This window comes from Comamonas piscis, from assembly GCF_014109725.1.
In the GTDB taxonomy this organism is placed as follows: Bacteria; Pseudomonadota; Gammaproteobacteria; order Burkholderiales; family Burkholderiaceae_C; genus Comamonas; species Comamonas piscis.
In genome coordinates this window covers 3,667,210-3,682,567 of the sequence record NZ_CP058554.1, presented here as the reverse complement: position 1 = coordinate 3,682,567, position 15,358 = coordinate 3,667,210, and the positions used below count along the sequence as shown (strand labels likewise).

13 protein-coding genes are annotated in these 15,358 nt (G+C 66.0%); 9 read left to right on the top strand and 4 right to left on the bottom strand.

Annotation, left to right across the window (positions count from 1 at the left end; translation table 11 throughout):
• Positions 1 to 29 precede the first annotated feature (29 nt).
• Entirely contained in the window at positions 30 to 968 is a 939-nt protein-coding gene (locus HS961_RS16665) for a LysR family transcriptional regulator (protein ID WP_133855637.1), read from the top strand.
• Positions 969 to 1,050: 82 nt separating this feature from the next.
• Here HS961_RS16665 and HS961_RS16660 read toward each other — a convergent pair whose 3' ends face one another.
• The 4 genes from HS961_RS16660 to HS961_RS16645 form a co-directional block, all read right to left on the bottom strand.
• Positions 1,051 to 3,519: a TonB-dependent siderophore receptor gene (locus tag HS961_RS16660; protein WP_182323893.1), complete on the bottom strand. Its 2,469-nt coding sequence runs from the start codon at positions 3,517 to 3,519 to the stop codon at positions 1,051 to 1,053.
• Between the two features lie 96 nt (positions 3,520 to 3,615).
• The gene (locus HS961_RS16655; protein ID WP_182323891.1) at positions 3,616 to 4,590 is read right to left on the bottom strand and encodes a FecR domain-containing protein; all 975 of its coding nucleotides are present in this window, start codon (positions 4,588 to 4,590) and stop codon (positions 3,616 to 3,618) included.
• Positions 4,587 to 5,099: a sigma-70 family RNA polymerase sigma factor gene (locus HS961_RS16650; RefSeq protein WP_182323889.1), complete on the bottom strand. Its 513-nt coding sequence runs from the start codon at positions 5,097 to 5,099 to the stop codon at positions 4,587 to 4,589. Before HS961_RS16650 ends, HS961_RS16655 begins: the two co-directional genes overlap by 4 nt.
• An 87-nt stretch (positions 5,100 to 5,186) precedes the next feature.
• Positions 5,187 to 6,068 carry an SMP-30/gluconolactonase/LRE family protein gene (locus HS961_RS16645; RefSeq protein ID WP_182323887.1) on the bottom strand — a complete coding sequence of 294 codons (882 nt, stop codon included), beginning with the start codon at positions 6,066 to 6,068 and terminating at the stop codon, positions 5,187 to 5,189.
• A gap of 304 nt (positions 6,069 to 6,372) precedes the next feature.
• Here HS961_RS16645 and HS961_RS16640 point away from each other — a divergent pair, with 304 nt between their 5' ends.
• The 8 genes from HS961_RS16640 to HS961_RS16605 are packed head-to-tail and all read left to right on the top strand — an operon-like array spanning position 6,373 to position 15,248.
• Positions 6,373 to 7,143: an enoyl-CoA hydratase/isomerase family protein gene (locus HS961_RS16640; protein WP_182323885.1), complete on the top strand. Its 771-nt coding sequence runs from the start codon at positions 6,373 to 6,375 to the stop codon at positions 7,141 to 7,143.
• Between the two features lie 2 nt (positions 7,144 to 7,145).
• Positions 7,146 to 9,281: an acetate--CoA ligase family protein gene (locus tag HS961_RS16635; protein ID WP_182323883.1), complete on the top strand. Its 2,136-nt coding sequence runs from the start codon at positions 7,146 to 7,148 to the stop codon at positions 9,279 to 9,281.
• Between the two features lie 37 nt (positions 9,282 to 9,318).
• Positions 9,319 to 10,518 carry an acyl-CoA dehydrogenase family protein gene (locus HS961_RS16630; protein WP_182323881.1) on the top strand — a complete coding sequence of 400 codons (1,200 nt, stop codon included), beginning with the start codon at positions 9,319 to 9,321 and terminating at the stop codon, positions 10,516 to 10,518.
• Between the two features lie 4 nt (positions 10,519 to 10,522).
• Positions 10,523 to 11,494, top strand: coding sequence for an acyl-CoA dehydrogenase family protein (locus HS961_RS16625; protein ID WP_238347632.1), 972 nt, complete (start codon positions 10,523 to 10,525; stop codon positions 11,492 to 11,494).
• A gap of 8 nt (positions 11,495 to 11,502) precedes the next feature.
• Positions 11,503 to 12,261 (top strand): glucose 1-dehydrogenase, encoded by a 759-nt coding sequence (locus HS961_RS16620; RefSeq protein WP_202883173.1) that lies wholly within the window; start codon positions 11,503 to 11,505, stop codon positions 12,259 to 12,261.
• A 5-nt stretch (positions 12,262 to 12,266) separates the two neighbouring features.
• Complete coding sequence (locus HS961_RS16615) at positions 12,267 to 13,541, top strand: SDR family oxidoreductase (protein ID WP_182323877.1); 1,275 nt, start codon at positions 12,267 to 12,269, stop codon at positions 13,539 to 13,541.
• A complete protein-coding gene (locus HS961_RS16610; protein ID WP_182323875.1) occupies positions 13,534 to 14,232 on the top strand; it encodes a carboxymuconolactone decarboxylase family protein in 699 nt (232 codons plus the stop codon). Before HS961_RS16615 ends, HS961_RS16610 begins: the two co-directional genes overlap by 8 nt.
• A 23-nt stretch (positions 14,233 to 14,255) precedes the next feature.
• The gene (locus tag HS961_RS16605; protein WP_182323874.1) at positions 14,256 to 15,248 is read left to right on the top strand and encodes a Bug family tripartite tricarboxylate transporter substrate binding protein; all 993 of its coding nucleotides are present in this window, start codon (positions 14,256 to 14,258) and stop codon (positions 15,246 to 15,248) included.
• Positions 15,249 to 15,358: the final 110 nt, after the last annotated feature.

Genomic DNA, 15,358 nt, shown 5'->3' with positions numbered 1-15,358 from the left:
GATTCAGTACTGCGCAATCTGGAGGAATCATGGACCGTCTGAGAGCGATGGAGCTGTTCCTGTCGGTGTCGCAGACCCGCAGTTTTTCAGAGACGGCGCGGCTGTTTGGCATCTCGGCCACCGCCGTGTCGAGAATGATCACCGAGTTTGAAGACGGACTGCAGGTCAAGCTCTTGCTGCGCTCCACGCGCCAGGTGTCGCTGACTGAATCGGGCCAGGAGTACGCGGCCCAGCTGGAAGGCATTCTCTGGACCATCAACCAGGCGCACACCAGCATCACCGCGATCAGCTCCGCCCCGCAAGGGCGCCTGCGGGTGCATGCCCGCACCATGTTCGGCCAGCGCGTGCTCCCCGGGCTGATTGCCCGCTTCCGCCAGGCCCACCCGGAGATCCTGGTTGAGCTGCTGCTGTCCGAGACCAAGGTCGACCTGGTCAAGAACAATATCGATATTGATTTCAGAATATCGCCGCCGGTCGAGGCGGGGGTCAAACGGCGCATGCTGTTCCACAGCCAGCGCTATTTGGTGGCATCACCGGCTTATGTCGATAAGATGCCCGCCATCCACAAGCCGGCCGATTTATTGCAGGCCCAATGCCTGGCCTATTATTTGCCAGGTAAAGACCATATCTGGCATTTCAAGAACGATGCGGGGGTGGAAGATATTCGATTTTCGCCCCGGCATTTGACCAATAATGGCATTGCCTTATTAGAGTTGGCCAAATTGGGCGAGGGTATTGCACTGCTCGATGATTACACCGTCTACCCCGATTTGGCGGCGGGCAATCTCGTGCGGCTCTTGCCCGATTATGTGGTGAGCAATACCACCTTTGAAGAGGGTATGTTTGCGACGATTGTGGATTCGGCGATTATCCCGGCCAAGGTCAAGCTGTTTCTGGATTTTGTCGCCAGCCAGGTGGCGGGGGAGGCGCAGCGCTTTGCGCTGCCGGCCGCCAACGCGCCGCACTGAAGGGGCGGCAGCTGGCCAACAGCGCATCTGGCGGCCTCTCCGCAGAGCAGCCGCAGATGCGCTTCGCGTTGGCCAGCGCAGATCAGAAGCGGCCGCGCAGGGTCACCAGGAAGTTGCGCGGCGTACCGTAGTTGTTGCGGTTCTCGATGTAGCTGGCGTACTCGTAGTAGACCTTGTCGAAGACATTGTTCACATTGAGCGCCAAGGTCCACTGGCGGTTCAGGTCATAGGCGATGCGCGTGTTCCAGACACCATAGGACGGGCGGCGCACGCCGGAGACGCTGTTGCTCATGGCACTTTGGGCGCTGACGCCAGCGCCCAGGCTCAGCCCGCTCCAGTCACCCCGAAAGCGGTAGTCGCTCCACAGGCGCAGCAGGTGGCGCGGCGTATCTTCGTTGAAGGTCAGGCCCTCGCTGACCGGATCGGACAGGTACTTGTTGCGGTTGAAGGTGTAGCCGGCAGCCACTTGCCAACCGGGGGCAACAGCACCCTGCAGTTCGGCCTCAAAGCCTTGGCTGCGCACCTTGCCGGCTGCGCGGTAGCAGTAGTTGCCGTTGCAGAGCCGGCCGGCGGCTGTGTCTTCCACGGCGCGGTTGGTTTCATCAACGCGGTAGACGGCGAGCGAGGCATTGAGCCTGCCATCGAGCAACTCGCCCTTGATCCCTGCCTCGTAGTTGGCGCCGATCACGGGCTTAAGCGTGCTGCCATCCTGGGCCGTGGTGGTCTGGGGCATGAAGACATCGGCATAGCTGGCGTAGGCCGACCATTGCGGTGTCAGTTCGTAGATCAGACCGAGGAAGGGCGTGAATTCGCCGGACTTCGTCTGCTCGCTCTTGCTTTCCCAGGTGGTGGCCTGGGTGCTGAAGACACTTTCAAACCAGCTGATGCGGCCGCCGCTGACCAAGGTCCAGGCGGGTGCGATTTCCGTGCGCAGCTGGGCGTAGATGCCTTTTTGCAGATGCGGCTCATAACGCGACAGGCGCTGCGAATCGGGGAAGTCCTGGGGCTTGGGCACGTGGGGGTTGGGGTTGAACACATCGATCGCGCCCAGGTTGTAGGCATAGGCGATGCGGTCATTGCTGCGCAGCCGCGACATGCTGGCGCCCACCGTCAGTTGCTGGGGCATGCCCAGCAGCGCGAAGCGGCCGTTGAGGTGCATGTCGATGCCGGCGTTCTTGGACAGCTTGTCGTAGTTCCAGGCCGCGCCTTCCGGGCCCGTCAAGCTGACGGGGTCGACGGCGCCAGTGGAATCTCGCACGGTGGTGAGGCTGGTCTCGCGGGAATAGGCTGCCGCGACCTTGAACCGCCAGTCCGCATTGAGGCGGTGCGACAGGTCGGCAAAGAGCTGGGTTTCGTCGCGGTCCCAGCGGTTCCAGTCAGCGCCCAGGAAGGTGGAGCGGCTCAGGTTCAGTGAGCGGCCATCGCTGTAACGTGGCAAACCGCCAAAGAAGGGTGTAGAGCGCAGGCGCGAAACCGCCAGGCCCAGGACCAGCGTGGTGTCGGCCGACAGGTCGTAGTCGAGCGCCAGGTAGGCGTTGAGGTTCTTCTCATCGGTGTGGTCGATAAATCCGCCCTTGTCGTCGTAATCGAGCACGGCGCGGGCACGCAGGCTGCCCTCGTCATTGAGCGGGCCGCTGGCATCGAGCATACCGCCATAGTGGCTCCAGGAGCCGGCGCGGGCCTCGACCAGGAGCTGCTTGTCGGCGGTGGGGCGCTTGCGCACTAGGTTGATGGAGCCAGATGGTTGGCCCGCCCCCTCGAACAGGCCCTGCGCACCCCGGAACACCTCCACCCGGTCCAGGTAGGCGGCATTTCCGGTGAAGCTGTTGCCCACCCCGTAATTGCCGCGCGACAAGGGCACGCCGTCGTACTGCACATTGGCAATCTTGAAGCCGCGCGAATAGTAGTTGCGGCCACCGTCGGCAACCTCGCTGATCATGATGCCGGTGGTGTTTTCCAGCACATCGCTGACCGAGCTCAGGTTCTGGTCATCCATGCGCTGGCGCGTCACCACGCTGACCGACTGGGGAATGTCCTTGAGGGCTTGCGCCGTCTTGCCGATGGTGGCGGCGCGCGCGCTGTAGGCGCCCGAGCCTTCGGTGGTAGCTGGCGCCTGGGCAGCAGCGCTGACCACTACCGTGCCCAAGGTGGTGCTGTTGTCGGCGGTGGCTGCCGGGTTGGCTGGCGCGGCGGCGGCAACAGGTGCGGCCCGCAAGGTGTAGCCGCCACCTGCGTTGGGCACCGCTGCCAGCCCGCTGCCTGCCAGTGCCCGGGCCAGCCCTTCTTCAGCGCTGAACCGGCCTTGCACGCCGGGGCTGTGGATGCCCTGGGTCAGCTTGGCATCCACCGACAACAGCACCCCGGCGGTGGCCGCCGTCTGGCTGAGCACGGTGCCCAAGGGCCCCGGTGGGATGGAGAAGCTGTGCAGCGTTTGCGCATACACACCGGAGGCGCCCAGCAAGCTGGCCACGGCGATGGCAATGGGGCGCCCCCGCAGGGCGCGAACGAGATGGCGTTGGGCAAGGCAGGCCGGGTCGGTAGGTCGGTTCATGAATGGCTGGATGGAAGAAAACCGGATTGGTTACTTCCCATGCCAATCCAATCACCGCAAAGGGAACCTCAGGTCGCTATTTTCTAGAAGAGATATCTACATGCCCTCGACCGACACCCACCAGGGGAAGGGCTGGCGCACGCGGATGTTGAGGCTGGAGGCCAGCGCCTGCAAGACCTGGTCGGTATCGGCCAAGGGGTAGGCGCCGACGATGCGCAGGTCGGCCACCTCGGGTGCGCAGCTGAGCAAGCCGCGCCGGTAGCGCGACAGCTCGGCCAGAAAGTCGTCCAGGCGCATGTTGTCTGCCACCAGCATGCCTCGGGTCCAGCCATCGGCCTGCGCGGCAACGCTGCCCAGGGCCTCCACCCGGTCCGGCCAGACGAGGGCCTGCTGACCGGCCGCCACCACCACCAAGCTGCTGCCGGCACGCGGCTGCGCAGCGACCCGGCCTTCGAACACGGCCAAGTGGACGGCGCCGCTGTCCGCATACCGCACCGCAAACCGGGTGCCCAAGGCTTGCAGTCGGCCAGGCGCCACATCGACGACCATGGGCCGCGCGGGCTGAACCGGGTCGCGGCTGGTGCTCAGCAACAGCTCGCCGGCATACAGCGCGATGCGGCGCAGACCGGGCTGGTAGTCCACATCGGCCGCGCTGCCGGTGTTGAGCCAGAGACGGCCACCATCGGCCAGCTGCAGCTCCCGGCGTTCACCGACCGAGGTCCGGTAGTCGGCCAACCAGCCGCGCCGCTCGGACTGCTGCTGCAGCAGCCAGGCCGCCAGGCCACCGAGGGGAAGCAAGGCCAGGGCACGCAGCGCGCTGCGGCGGCTGCGCCCCAGGCGGGCACCATGCTCCAGCGCCTGGCGCGCTGGCAGGCTGGACAAGCGGGAGAGGCCGCCGGCCAGGTCTTCCACCCTTTGCCATGCGGCTTGGGCGCCCGTGCCAGTAGCCAGCCACTGCTGCCAGTCCTGGATGTCTGCCGCACTGGGCTTGCCGGACTGCAGCACCGAAAACCATTCGGCCGCCTGGCGCAGCGCTTCCCGGCTGGGTTGGCCAGTAGCGAGCGGGCTCATGCCTGCTCCAGCAACAGGCATTCGAACATGGCCTGGGCCATATAGCGTTTGACCATGCGCTCCGACACTTTCAGCTGTGCGGCGATGGCGGCATAGGTCAGACCGTCGAGCTGTGACAGCAAAAAGGCCGCGCGGGCCTTGGGATTGATACGGCGCAGCATGGCATCGACCAGCTGCAAGGTTTGCAGTGCCATGGCGCGCTCCTCGGGCGAGGGCGCCAGCGCCGGGGGCAGCTGGGCCAGGGTCTCGATCCAGGCACGTTCCAGGTCCTGGCGGCGCCAGTGGTTGACCAGCAGCCCATGCGCGACGGTGCGCAAAAACGCACGTGGCTCACGGATAGGCTCCGAGCCGGGCGCGGCCAGCAACCGGACAAAGGTGTCATGCGCCAGATCTGCTGCATGGTTCGACGTCCCCAGCTTGCGCTGCAACCATGCCTTCAGCCAGCCATGCTCCTGGCGGTAGATGGTCTCGATGGTGTAGGCCGTTGCGCCAGGGGAGAGGGAAGGCATGCCAGTGACAGGGTAGAAGAATGCGAATGCCTCTCATTCTACCTATCGCGGGCGCCTGCTCAGCGCTGAGTGCGAGTGCGTGGCCGTTTAATCGTGGATAAGGATGCGCGCCTGGGGCTTGGCCAGCCCCCGGTAACCCAGGCCGGTGATGCGCAGAATGGCGCCGTCCAGCGGGCCACCGGCGCGCAGGCGGCCGCTGTCCGAGATGCTGGTGACATAGAGGTCTGCCAGATTCGGCCCGCCAAAGCAGAGCGCGCTGGGGTGGGCCACAGGCAGGCTGATCAGCTCGCTCAGTGCCCCTTGGGCATCGTAGCGGGCGAGCTGGCCCGTACGCACCATAGCCGTCCAGAGCCCGCCGTCGCTGTCCCAGCAGCAGCCGTCGGGGGCGGATTGCTGGGGCTGGGTGCTGATGAACAGCTGCTGGTCTTGTGCCTGCCCGCTGCTGATATCAAAGGAATAAATGCTTTGCGCGGCGCTGTCGGCGATAAAGAGGCGGCCGTTGTGCGGGTGGATCAGCGGGCCATTGGCGGTTTTAAGGGCCGGGCCCATGCGCGCCAGCTGGCCATCCCGCTCCAATACATAGATGCCGCCCTTGGGTGTTTCGCCTTCTTCCAGATGCAGATGCATGCTGCCGACCAGAAAGCGGCCATCGGGCAGCGCGCAGCCATCGTTTAGGCGCAGATGGGGCAGGTGCTGGTCCAGCTCGGCGAGGGTGTGCAGCTGGCGGCTGGCAGGGTCATACAGGCCCAGCGCCTCCTTCATCGCGATGACGATCCTGCCATCGGCATTCAGCGCGAACGAGCCGGTGGGTGCTGGCAGCAGGTGCTGCTCGGTCTGGCCGCTGGCCGGGTCGATGCGCAGCAGATAGCCGCGCCGGCAGTCCATGGCCCAGAGCTGGCCGGTGGCGGCATCCCAGTTGGGGCATTCACCCAGGGCCAGGCGTTGCGGGATCAGGGGCTGGATATGCATGGGGGGCTTCTGGTTGGGGCTCCTGGGATGGAGCCGCGCTGCACGTAGGTTGCTGTCCATCATAGGGTGGCCCCAGGGCGCCACTACCCCGGGGAACGCAGAACAGATTCAACCAATCGGGGGGAAATCATTTGCAGGGTTCCTTCCTAGAATCAAACACAGATTCGAAACAGGCGCTCCCCATGAGCGGCCAAGATCCAAGGAGACAACATGCAAGTGATAGCGCCTATTGCGCAGGCTGCGCCCTGCGCCGCCGTCCACCCCCTGGCTACCACGGTAGTGGCCCACACCCAGGGAGGTCGCCATGTCTGAGCCATCCGTTTTGCTGGAAGTCGCCGATGGCGTGGCCCTGGTGACCTTGAACCGCCCGCCCGTCAATGCCCTTAACCGTGCGATGCGGCGCGAGCTGGTGGCCATTTTTGATGCCATCTCCGAGCGGGACGATGTGCGCTGCGCGGTGCTTACCGGCGCCGGCTCGGTGTTCTGCGCTGGCGCTGATCTGAAGGACCGGCCCAATGCCGAGGTGGCCGGGGATTTTCTGGAGCACAACCGCGTCACCCGCGAAACCGGCAATGCAATCAAGGAATGCGCCAAGCCGGTGATTGCAGCGGTGAACGGTACGGCCCTGGGCGCAGGCATGGGCCTGGCTGCGGCCTGCGACATTCTCTATGCCTCGTCAAACGCGACCTTTGGCATGCCCGAGATCAATGTGGGCCTGGCCGGCGGGGCATCGATGCTCAAGACCTTGTTGGGACGCTCCACGATGCGCCGCATGTTTTTCACCGGCCAGCGCCTGACCGCCCAGGAGATGCTGCAGCGCAATGTGGTCGAAGAAGTGCTGGCGCCCGAAGCGCTACTGCCCAAGGCCATGGAGATGGCGCGCGAGATTGCGTCCAAGGCACCGCTGGCGGTGATCTACGCCAAGCGCGCCGCCAACATGGTGGACCTGATGCCCCAGCGTGACGCCTACCGCTTTGAGCAGGAGTTCACGATGGCGCTGGCCAAGACCGAAGACGCCAAGGAAGCGCGCATGGCCTTCCTGGAAAAGCGCGCCCCTGTTTTCAAAGGACGCTGAGCATGCTGCAAACCACCCGCCTGCAGCCCGGTGCAGGTCTTGATCCGTTTTTCAATGCGCGCGCGATTGCCATCATCGGTGCCTCCGATGATCCGACCAAGATTGGTGGGCGGCCGCTGCATCTGCTCAAAAAGCATGGCTTTGCCGGCGCGCTGTTCCCGGTCAACCCCAAGGGGGGCAGCATCCAGTCGCTGCCCGCCTATACCAGCGTGCGCGATGTGCCGCAGGTGCCTGAGCTGGCCATCATCGCGGTGCCGGCTGCCATGGCGCCCGCTGCGCTGAGCGACTGCGCCGACAAAGGGGTGCTGGCCGCGATTGTGCTGTCGTCCGGATTTATAGAAGCCGGGGAGGAGGGCGCTGCGCTGCAGCGGCAGCTGAGCCAGATTGCGCGTGAGCGCCAGATCCGCGTGCTGGGCCCCAACTGTCTGGGCGCGGTGGGTATTGAGGAGCGGGTGATTGGCACGTTCTCGGTCGCGCTGGAAGAGAAGCTGCCGGCCGCTGGCCATGTGGGCATCGTCTCGCAGTCGGGCAACCTGGGCAGCTTCACGATGCAGTCAGTGGTGCGCCGGGGCATGGGCATCAGCCGCTTTATGGCAACCGGCAATGAGGCCGATGTGGACATTGCCGACGGCATTGCCGCGCTGGCCCGTGACAGCCAGACCCGCATCATCCTGTGCTGCATGGAAACCTGCCGCGATGGCAGCAAGCTGCTGCAGGCATTGGAAGCGGCCCGCGCCGCCGGCAAGGTGGTCGTGGTGCTCAAGATTGGCGCGACCGAGCAAGGCCAGGCGGCGGCTGCTTCGCACACCGGCGCGCTGACCGGATCGAATGCGGTGATCGAAGCGGCGCTGACCCGCGCCGGTGCGCTGACGGTGCAGTCCATCGAAGACATGGTGGAGCTGACGGCGGCGCTGTCGGTGGTGCCACAGGCACTGCTGCCGCGCAACCGAGGCGTAACCCTGGTGGCAGCATCGGGCGGCTTTGGCGTGATGATGGCCGATGCGATGGTGCAGGCGGGCCTGGACCTGCCCGAGCTGTCCGACGCCACCCGTGCCCGTATCCAGGAAGCCGTGCCGGTGGCCGGCACCCGCAACCCGGTGGATGCCACGGCGCAGATGTCCAGCCGGCCCGATATCTTGTACAAGCTGCTGACGGCCTTGCTGGAAGACGCATCGCGCAGCACCCTGGTACTGCTGCTGTCGTTGTCCTTGCACAACCCGCGTTTGAGCGGTGTGTACCAGGAGGCCTTGGCCCAGATCCGGCGCGACTACCCCGATCGCCTGATTGTGCTGATTGGCCAGGGCCCTGCCGATGTGACCGAGCGCATTGCCAATGCGGGCATTGCGATCTTCCCGACCATTGATGCGGCAGCCCGTGGGCTGGCCGGTATGGTGCGCCTGGGCCAGACGCTGGGCCAGCCCCCAACCGTGCCCGCTGCCGCGCAGAACTGGGAGCCGCTGGATGCCCAGGTCTTCCGCAACGAGTTCCACGCCAAGGCCTTTTTGGCGCGGGCCGGTGTGCCGGTGACGCAGGAGCAGGTGGTGCAGTCCGCCGATGCGGCGGTGGCCGCTGCCGAGCAGATCGGTTTTCCGGTGGTGTTCAAGATTGTCTCGCCCGACATTGCCCACAAGACCGAAGTCGGTGGCGTGGAACTCAACATCCGCAGCGCCGCGCAGGCCCGCACGGCCCATGCACAGCTGCTGGCGCGGGTGGCCGAGCGCGCGCCGCAGGCGCAGATCGACGGCGTGCTGGTGGCGCCGATGGTGGGTGGCGGTGTGGAGATGATCACCGGCATATCGCATGACGCGGCCTTTGGCCCGGTGGTGATGGTGGGCATGGGCGGCATCTATGCCGAGGTGCTGAAAGACGTGGCGGTGCAGGTGGCACCGGTGACGCAGGCCGAGGCGCTGCAGATGATCGCCTCGCTCAAGCTCTACCCGCTGCTGCAAGGGGTGCGCGGCCAGCCCGCTGCCGATGTGCAGGCCATGGCCGCCACAGTGGCGCGCCTGTCGGAGCTGGCGCTGGCCTATGCCGGCGAGATCGCAGAGATCGACCTGAACCCGGTGCTGGTCCAGCCCGCCGGCGAGGGCGTGATTGCGGTTGATGCCCTGATGGTGGCGGCCCGGCCGCAGGCCTGATGTGCAGCGCCACGGAGACTTTGATCGGAACTATGCGATGAAACAGGAAGAGAATTTCGCCCGCCCCGATGCCGCATCGGGCCCGGGTGCCTACCGGCAATATGCGCGTGAATGGCTGCACAGCCATTTGCCTGCCCATATGCGCGCCGACAGCGTGGACTACCGCACGCCCAGCCTGGACGAGTGTCGCGACTGGGAAGCGCGCATGTACCAGGTGGGCCTGGCCGGCATGACCTGGCCGACCGCCTATGGCGGCCATGGCCTGAGCCTGCGCGAACACCTGGCGGTGAACAAGGAAGTGGGCGCGCTGGCCATGCCCGAGAGCGTCAGCTCGATCGGCAAGGAGCTGGCCGGCCCCATCATCATGGCGGTGGGCACCGAGGCGCAAAAACAGGCTTTTCTGCCGGCGATTCTGGAGATGCGCGAGTACTGGTGCCAGGGCTTTTCCGAGCCCGAGGCCGGATCGGACCTGGCGCGGCTGCGCACCAAGGCCACGCCCGATGGCGATGACTGGCTGATCCAGGGCCAGAAGATCTGGACCAGCGGCGCCGCCAAGGCCCATTACTGCCTGCTGCTGACCCGCACCGGCACGGTGGCCGACAAGCACCGGGGCCTGCTGATGTTTGCGGTGCCGATGGACACGCCGGGCATCCGCGTGGTGCCGATCCGCTCCATCGACAACAAGCAGTCCTTTGCCGAGGTGTTTTTTGACCAGGTGCGCGTGCCCGATTCGGCCCGCCTGGGCGCGGCCGACGAGGGCTGGAGCGCCGCTATCCGCGTGCTGTCGATCGAGCGCGCCACCAACCGCATGTACCGCGCCTGGCGTTTTGAGTGCGAGCTGCGCCAGCTGGTGCGGGCCTACCAGTCAGAGCCCGCCCTGCGTGGCCGCTTGCAAGAGCCGGGCCTGCGCCAGGCGGTGGGCCAGGTGGTCAGCCAGATCGATGGCCTCAAGGGCCTGGTCGAGCGCAGTGTGGAGCAGCTCCAGGCCGGCGAGCCGATTGGTGCGCGCGGGTCGCTGACCAAGCTCTACTGGTCGGAATGCCACCAGGCCTTTGCCTCGCTGGCGTTGTCGATGGTGGCCGATATCAACCCTGGCCACAGCGCACTGGCGCAACGCGCCAAGGCCCATTTCACGCAGGCTTACCTGTTCTCGCGCGCCGAGAGCATCTATGCCGGGACCACCGAAGTGCAGCTGGATGTCATTGCCCAGCGCATTCAACAGCTGACCAAGGACTGAGGGGATGACGATGCAAAGTGAAGAGCTGCAGCCCGAGGAGTTTGGGCAGGCGGCGCAGGCGGTCATCGCAGCGCTGCAAGGGCAAGGCCCGGCCGAGGCGGCCGCCGCCATGGCCGATGCTGGCCTGTTTGGTATCTGCGCCGATGAGGCGCAGGGTGGCCTGGGCCTGCCGCTGGCATTTGCGATGCCGGTGGTGCGGGTAGCAGGGCAGATGCAACTGTCCTACCCCTTGCCCGAGCAGATTCCCGCCAGCAAGGCATTGCAGGGCACGGAAGCCGGTGGCCAGCTGCTGCGCGGCGAGAAATCGCTGTGCGTGGTGATGGCTGCGCAGGCCGCTGGCGACTGGAGCGGGGTGGCGCGCAATGGCCTGCAGGCCGACTATGTGCTGGTGCAGACCGATGCCGGTTTTGCGCTCTACGACAAGGCGGCCTTGCGCTGCCAGGCCGAAGAAATGCTGGACCCGGAAGTGCCCCAGCTGTGGGTATCAACCACCGGCGCCACGCCGTTGCTGACCCTGGACGCAGAGCAGTCGCAGGCCTTTTGTGCGGATATCAAGCTGCTCTGGGCCGAGTATGTGAACGGCCTTTGCGCCGGCGCGCTGGAGCGCACTGCCGATTACCTGCAGGCCCGCGTGCAGTTTGGCCGGCCGCTGTCGGCCAAGCAGGCGGTGCGCCACCACCTGGCGCGCATGCGCCTGCTGCTGGAGGCATCGAGTGCCCAGGCCTGGCGCGCCCAGCGTGCGGATGGATGCGATGCCCCCCGCGAGGCGGACAGCGCCTTGGCCGCCGCCTTGAGCCAGGGCGCCTGGGTGCTGGAAAAAGCCATCCACCTGCATGGCGGCATGGGCTTTACCTGGGAGCTGGGCTTGCACCGCAGCCTGCGCGAGCACAAAAAGCTGGACGCCTGCCTGGGTGCAGGCGCACTGATGCGCGCTGTGGGCGCAGACTTTATCGACCGCTGTGAGGTGACGCAATGACAAAGGCGATGCTGAGAGATATGGAAGGCCGCGTGGCCCTGATCACCGGTGCAGGCGCCGGTATTGGCCGCGCCACGGCGCTGCAACTGGCAGCCCGCGGTGCCGTGGTGGGGGTGAATGATTTGAAGGATGCGCTGGTTGAAGAAACCGTGGCCGCGATCACCGCGCAGGGCGGCCAGGCCTTTGGCGTGGTGAAGAACGTGGCCACGCGGGAAGAGATGACCGCCGCCGTGGATGAGGCCTATGCCCGCCACCAGCGGCTGGACATCCTGGTCAACAACGCCGCCTGGGTGCGCTACCAATCGGTCGGCGAGATCATGCCTGAGACGGTGGACCGCATGCTGGATATCGGCTTCAAGGCGGTGCTCTGGGGCATCCAGGCCGCCGCTGCCCGCATGGATGCGGAGCGCGGTGGCGCCATCATCAATGTGGCCTCGGTCGCGGCGCTGCGCTCGGCCGGCAGCTCGATGGTGTATTCGGGCATCAAGGCTGGTGTGCTGGGCATTACCCGCGCTGCGGCGGCGGAGCTGGGCGAGCGCAATATCCGCGTCAATGCGGTCTGCCCCTCGGCCGTGCCGACCGAGGGCACGCAACGCAATCGCAATGCCGAGCGCGATGCCGGCCGCGTGGCCAAGACGCCGATGGGGCGCCTGGGCACGGTGGACGACATTGCCGGCACCATCTGCTTCCTGGCCAGCGATGCTGCGCAGTTCACCACCGCGCAGGCGCTGGTGGTGGATGGCGGCATCACCTTCACCAATATCTGAAGCCTATGCCCGCTGTCTTGATCACCGGTGCTGCCTCCGGCATTGGCCGCGCTGCCGCGCTGCAGTTTGCGCAGCAGGGCTGGGATTGCCTGCTGGTCGACATCAGCCCCGCGATTGCCGAGCTGCCCCAGCACTGCCTGGCGCAGGGTGCGGCCAGCGCGCAGGCCTTTGCGCTGGACCTGACCGATACGCAGGCGCTGACGCAACTGGGCCGCCAACTGGCTGCGCTGCCAGCGCTCGATGCCCTGGTCAACAACGCCGGTATCTCGGACAGCAGCGGACGGCCGCTGGTCGAGCAGGCTCCCGCGCAGTGGCAGCGCCTGCTGCGGCTGAACCTGCAGGCGCCGCAGGCCTTGTTCGAGACCTGCCTGCCGAGCCTGAAGCCCGATGCGCGCATTGTCAATGTGTCCTCCGGCGCGGGGCACAAGGCCATTCCCTGGCGCGGGCTGTACAGCCCCAGCAAGGCCGGGCTGATCGCCTGGTCGCAAAGCCTGGCGCGGCGCTATCCCCAGCTGAGTGTGAGCACCTTGTGCCCTGGCTTTGTGCGTACCGAGCTGGTGCAAGGCCTGATGGATGCCGGCCGCCTGGCGCTGGCCGATGCCGTTGCCAAGATCCCCCTGGGCCGCTTGGCCGAGCCCAAAGAAATGGCCGCCGCGCTGGTGTTTTTGGCGCAGCCCCAAGCCCGTGTGCTGTCGGGCCAGGTCCTGTCGGTGGATGGTGGATCGGGCATTTACGGCGGCAGCAGCCGCTGCGCGCTGAGTACGGCCGTGCCTGCTCCGTTGCAGACGCCGCTGCATCTGCAGCTGCAACCGGGCAGCGATGCCGCCTGTGATGGCGCTTGGTTGCAAGCGCTGCAGGCGGAGGACGGCGCGCAAGTGGCGACAACGCCCGCGCCATGCCAGAGCCTGATCAGCACGCAGGCGCTGGCTGGCGGCGATCTTGTGGAGGCCGTGCTGCGCGCCGGCCAGCAGTTTGCAGCCGCCCATGCGCGCGATGCCAGCCTGCTGCTCCTGCTGCCGGCTAGCGCTCCCGATGATGTGCCTACCTGGCAGCACCAGACGGCGCTGGCTGCCGCGCGCATGCTGGTCGCCACCCTGGCCTGCGAATGGGCAGCGCAGGGCCTGCGCATCAATGCGCTGCTGCTGTCGCCTGAACAGGCCACGGGGGCGGCCGTGGCGCAACTGCTGCCGCTGGTCCGTTTTCTGACCGGTGCGCAGGCGCAGTTTGTGACCGGGCAGAGCCTGGATATCTCAGGCAGCAAGGAGAGCCAGCATGGCTGAACTGGACACCGCCGTTGTCGAAGCCTTGTACCGCCAGGAGCGTGGCTACTGGCGGCCCTGGAATGCGCAACTGCTTGCCCGCCGCCCGGCGTTTTTGCAGGCCTATGCCCACTATGCCGGCTACCCGGCGCGCAGCGGCGGGCTGAGCGAGCGCATGGTGGAACTGGTCTATGTGGCACTCGACGCATCAGCCAGCCACTTGTTTGCCAGCGGCTTGAAGTTGCATATGCAAAAAGCCCTGGCCTGCGGCGCCAGCGATGACGACTTGCTGGATGTGCTGACCTTGGTTTGCCTGCAAGGCGCAGGCGCGACAGCGGCAGCGCTGGACGAGGTAGCCCAGGTGTATGGTCTGCCACCCGAGGCAGACAGCACATTGGACGGCCAACAGCCCGACCTGTGGGCACGGTTGCAGGCCATCGACCCGGCCTATTTTGGCCATCTGCAGGCGCTGGCCAGCACGGCAGAAAGCGGCAAGGGCCTGAGCGCTGGCGAGCGCTGCCTGGTCACCATTGCGCTGCATGCCTGCTTTACCGCCAGCCAGCCCGAGGCCTTGCGCGCAGCGCTGCAGCAGGCCCATGGCCTGGGCGTGGCGCGCGAAGCGGTGCTGCAGGTCATCCAGATGGGCGCACACCTGGCGGTGCATGGCACGGCGCTGGGCATCACAGTGCTGGCTGAGCTGGAGGCGGCATGACATCGAACTACAAGGAGACAAATATGAACCCGCTGCGTATCGAACGCCGTACCCTGCTGATGGCGGCCGTGGCTGCCGCACTGCCTGCCGCACTTCCCCTGGCGCGGGCGGCCGTGCCCTGGCCCAGCAAGCCGGTGCGCCTGGTGGTGACCAGCTCGCCCGGATCGGGCGGCGATGTGTTTGCCCGCCTGCTGGCGCCTGGCCTGCAGGCGGCGCTGGGCCAGCCCTTCTATGTAGAAAACAAGGTGGGTGCCAACGGCATCATTGCCAATGACTTTGTCGTCAAAAGCAATGATGCGCACACGGTGTTGTTTGCGCCGTCGTCGGCCATCGTGATCAACCCCTTTATCCAGCCCAAGCTGCCCTATGACACGCAGCGCGATCTGCTGCCGGTGGGCCAGATTGGGCTGTCGGGCATTTTTCTGGTGGCCAACCCGGAGACGGGCATTGCATCCTTGCCGGACGTGGTGCGCTATGCCAAGGCCAATCCGGGCAAACTGTCCTGCGGCTCCTGGGGCAATGGCTCGTCGGGCCATCTGGCGCTGGAGGGCCTCAAGGCCCATTACGGCATCGACATCCACCATGTGCCCTACAAGGCGCTGTCCACCGAGCTGTCCGACATCATCGGCAACAACATTCCGATGGGCTTTATGGACATCGCATCGCCCGTGCCGCATATCCGCAATGGCAAGCTGCTGGCCGTTGGCGTAACGGGCACGCAGCGCGCACCGGCCACACCGCAGGTGGCCACGTTTACCGAGCAGGGATTCAAGTTTGATGCCGACGGCTGGTATGGCGTGTTTTTGCCCGCTGGCACCTCCAACCCCGAGATGGTGGAACGCCTCAACCAGGCTCTGGTGCAGGTGGCGCAGAGCGCCGATATCCGCAAAAAGTTTGAAGACCAGAACATGGCCCTGCCTGCCGTCAAACCGGCGGCAGAGTTTGCCCGCTCCATCCAGTCCGATATGAAGGTCTGGGGTGGGCTGGCCAAGCTGGCCGATCTGAAGATGTCGTAACGAACGCGCTGGTGGCTGCACCGGGCGCGATAAGCCCGGGCAGCCGCGATATGCCAGCGATAGAACCAGGTGGTAGCTGTGGCAAGGGCCCGCTATCCGCAGTCAACAGG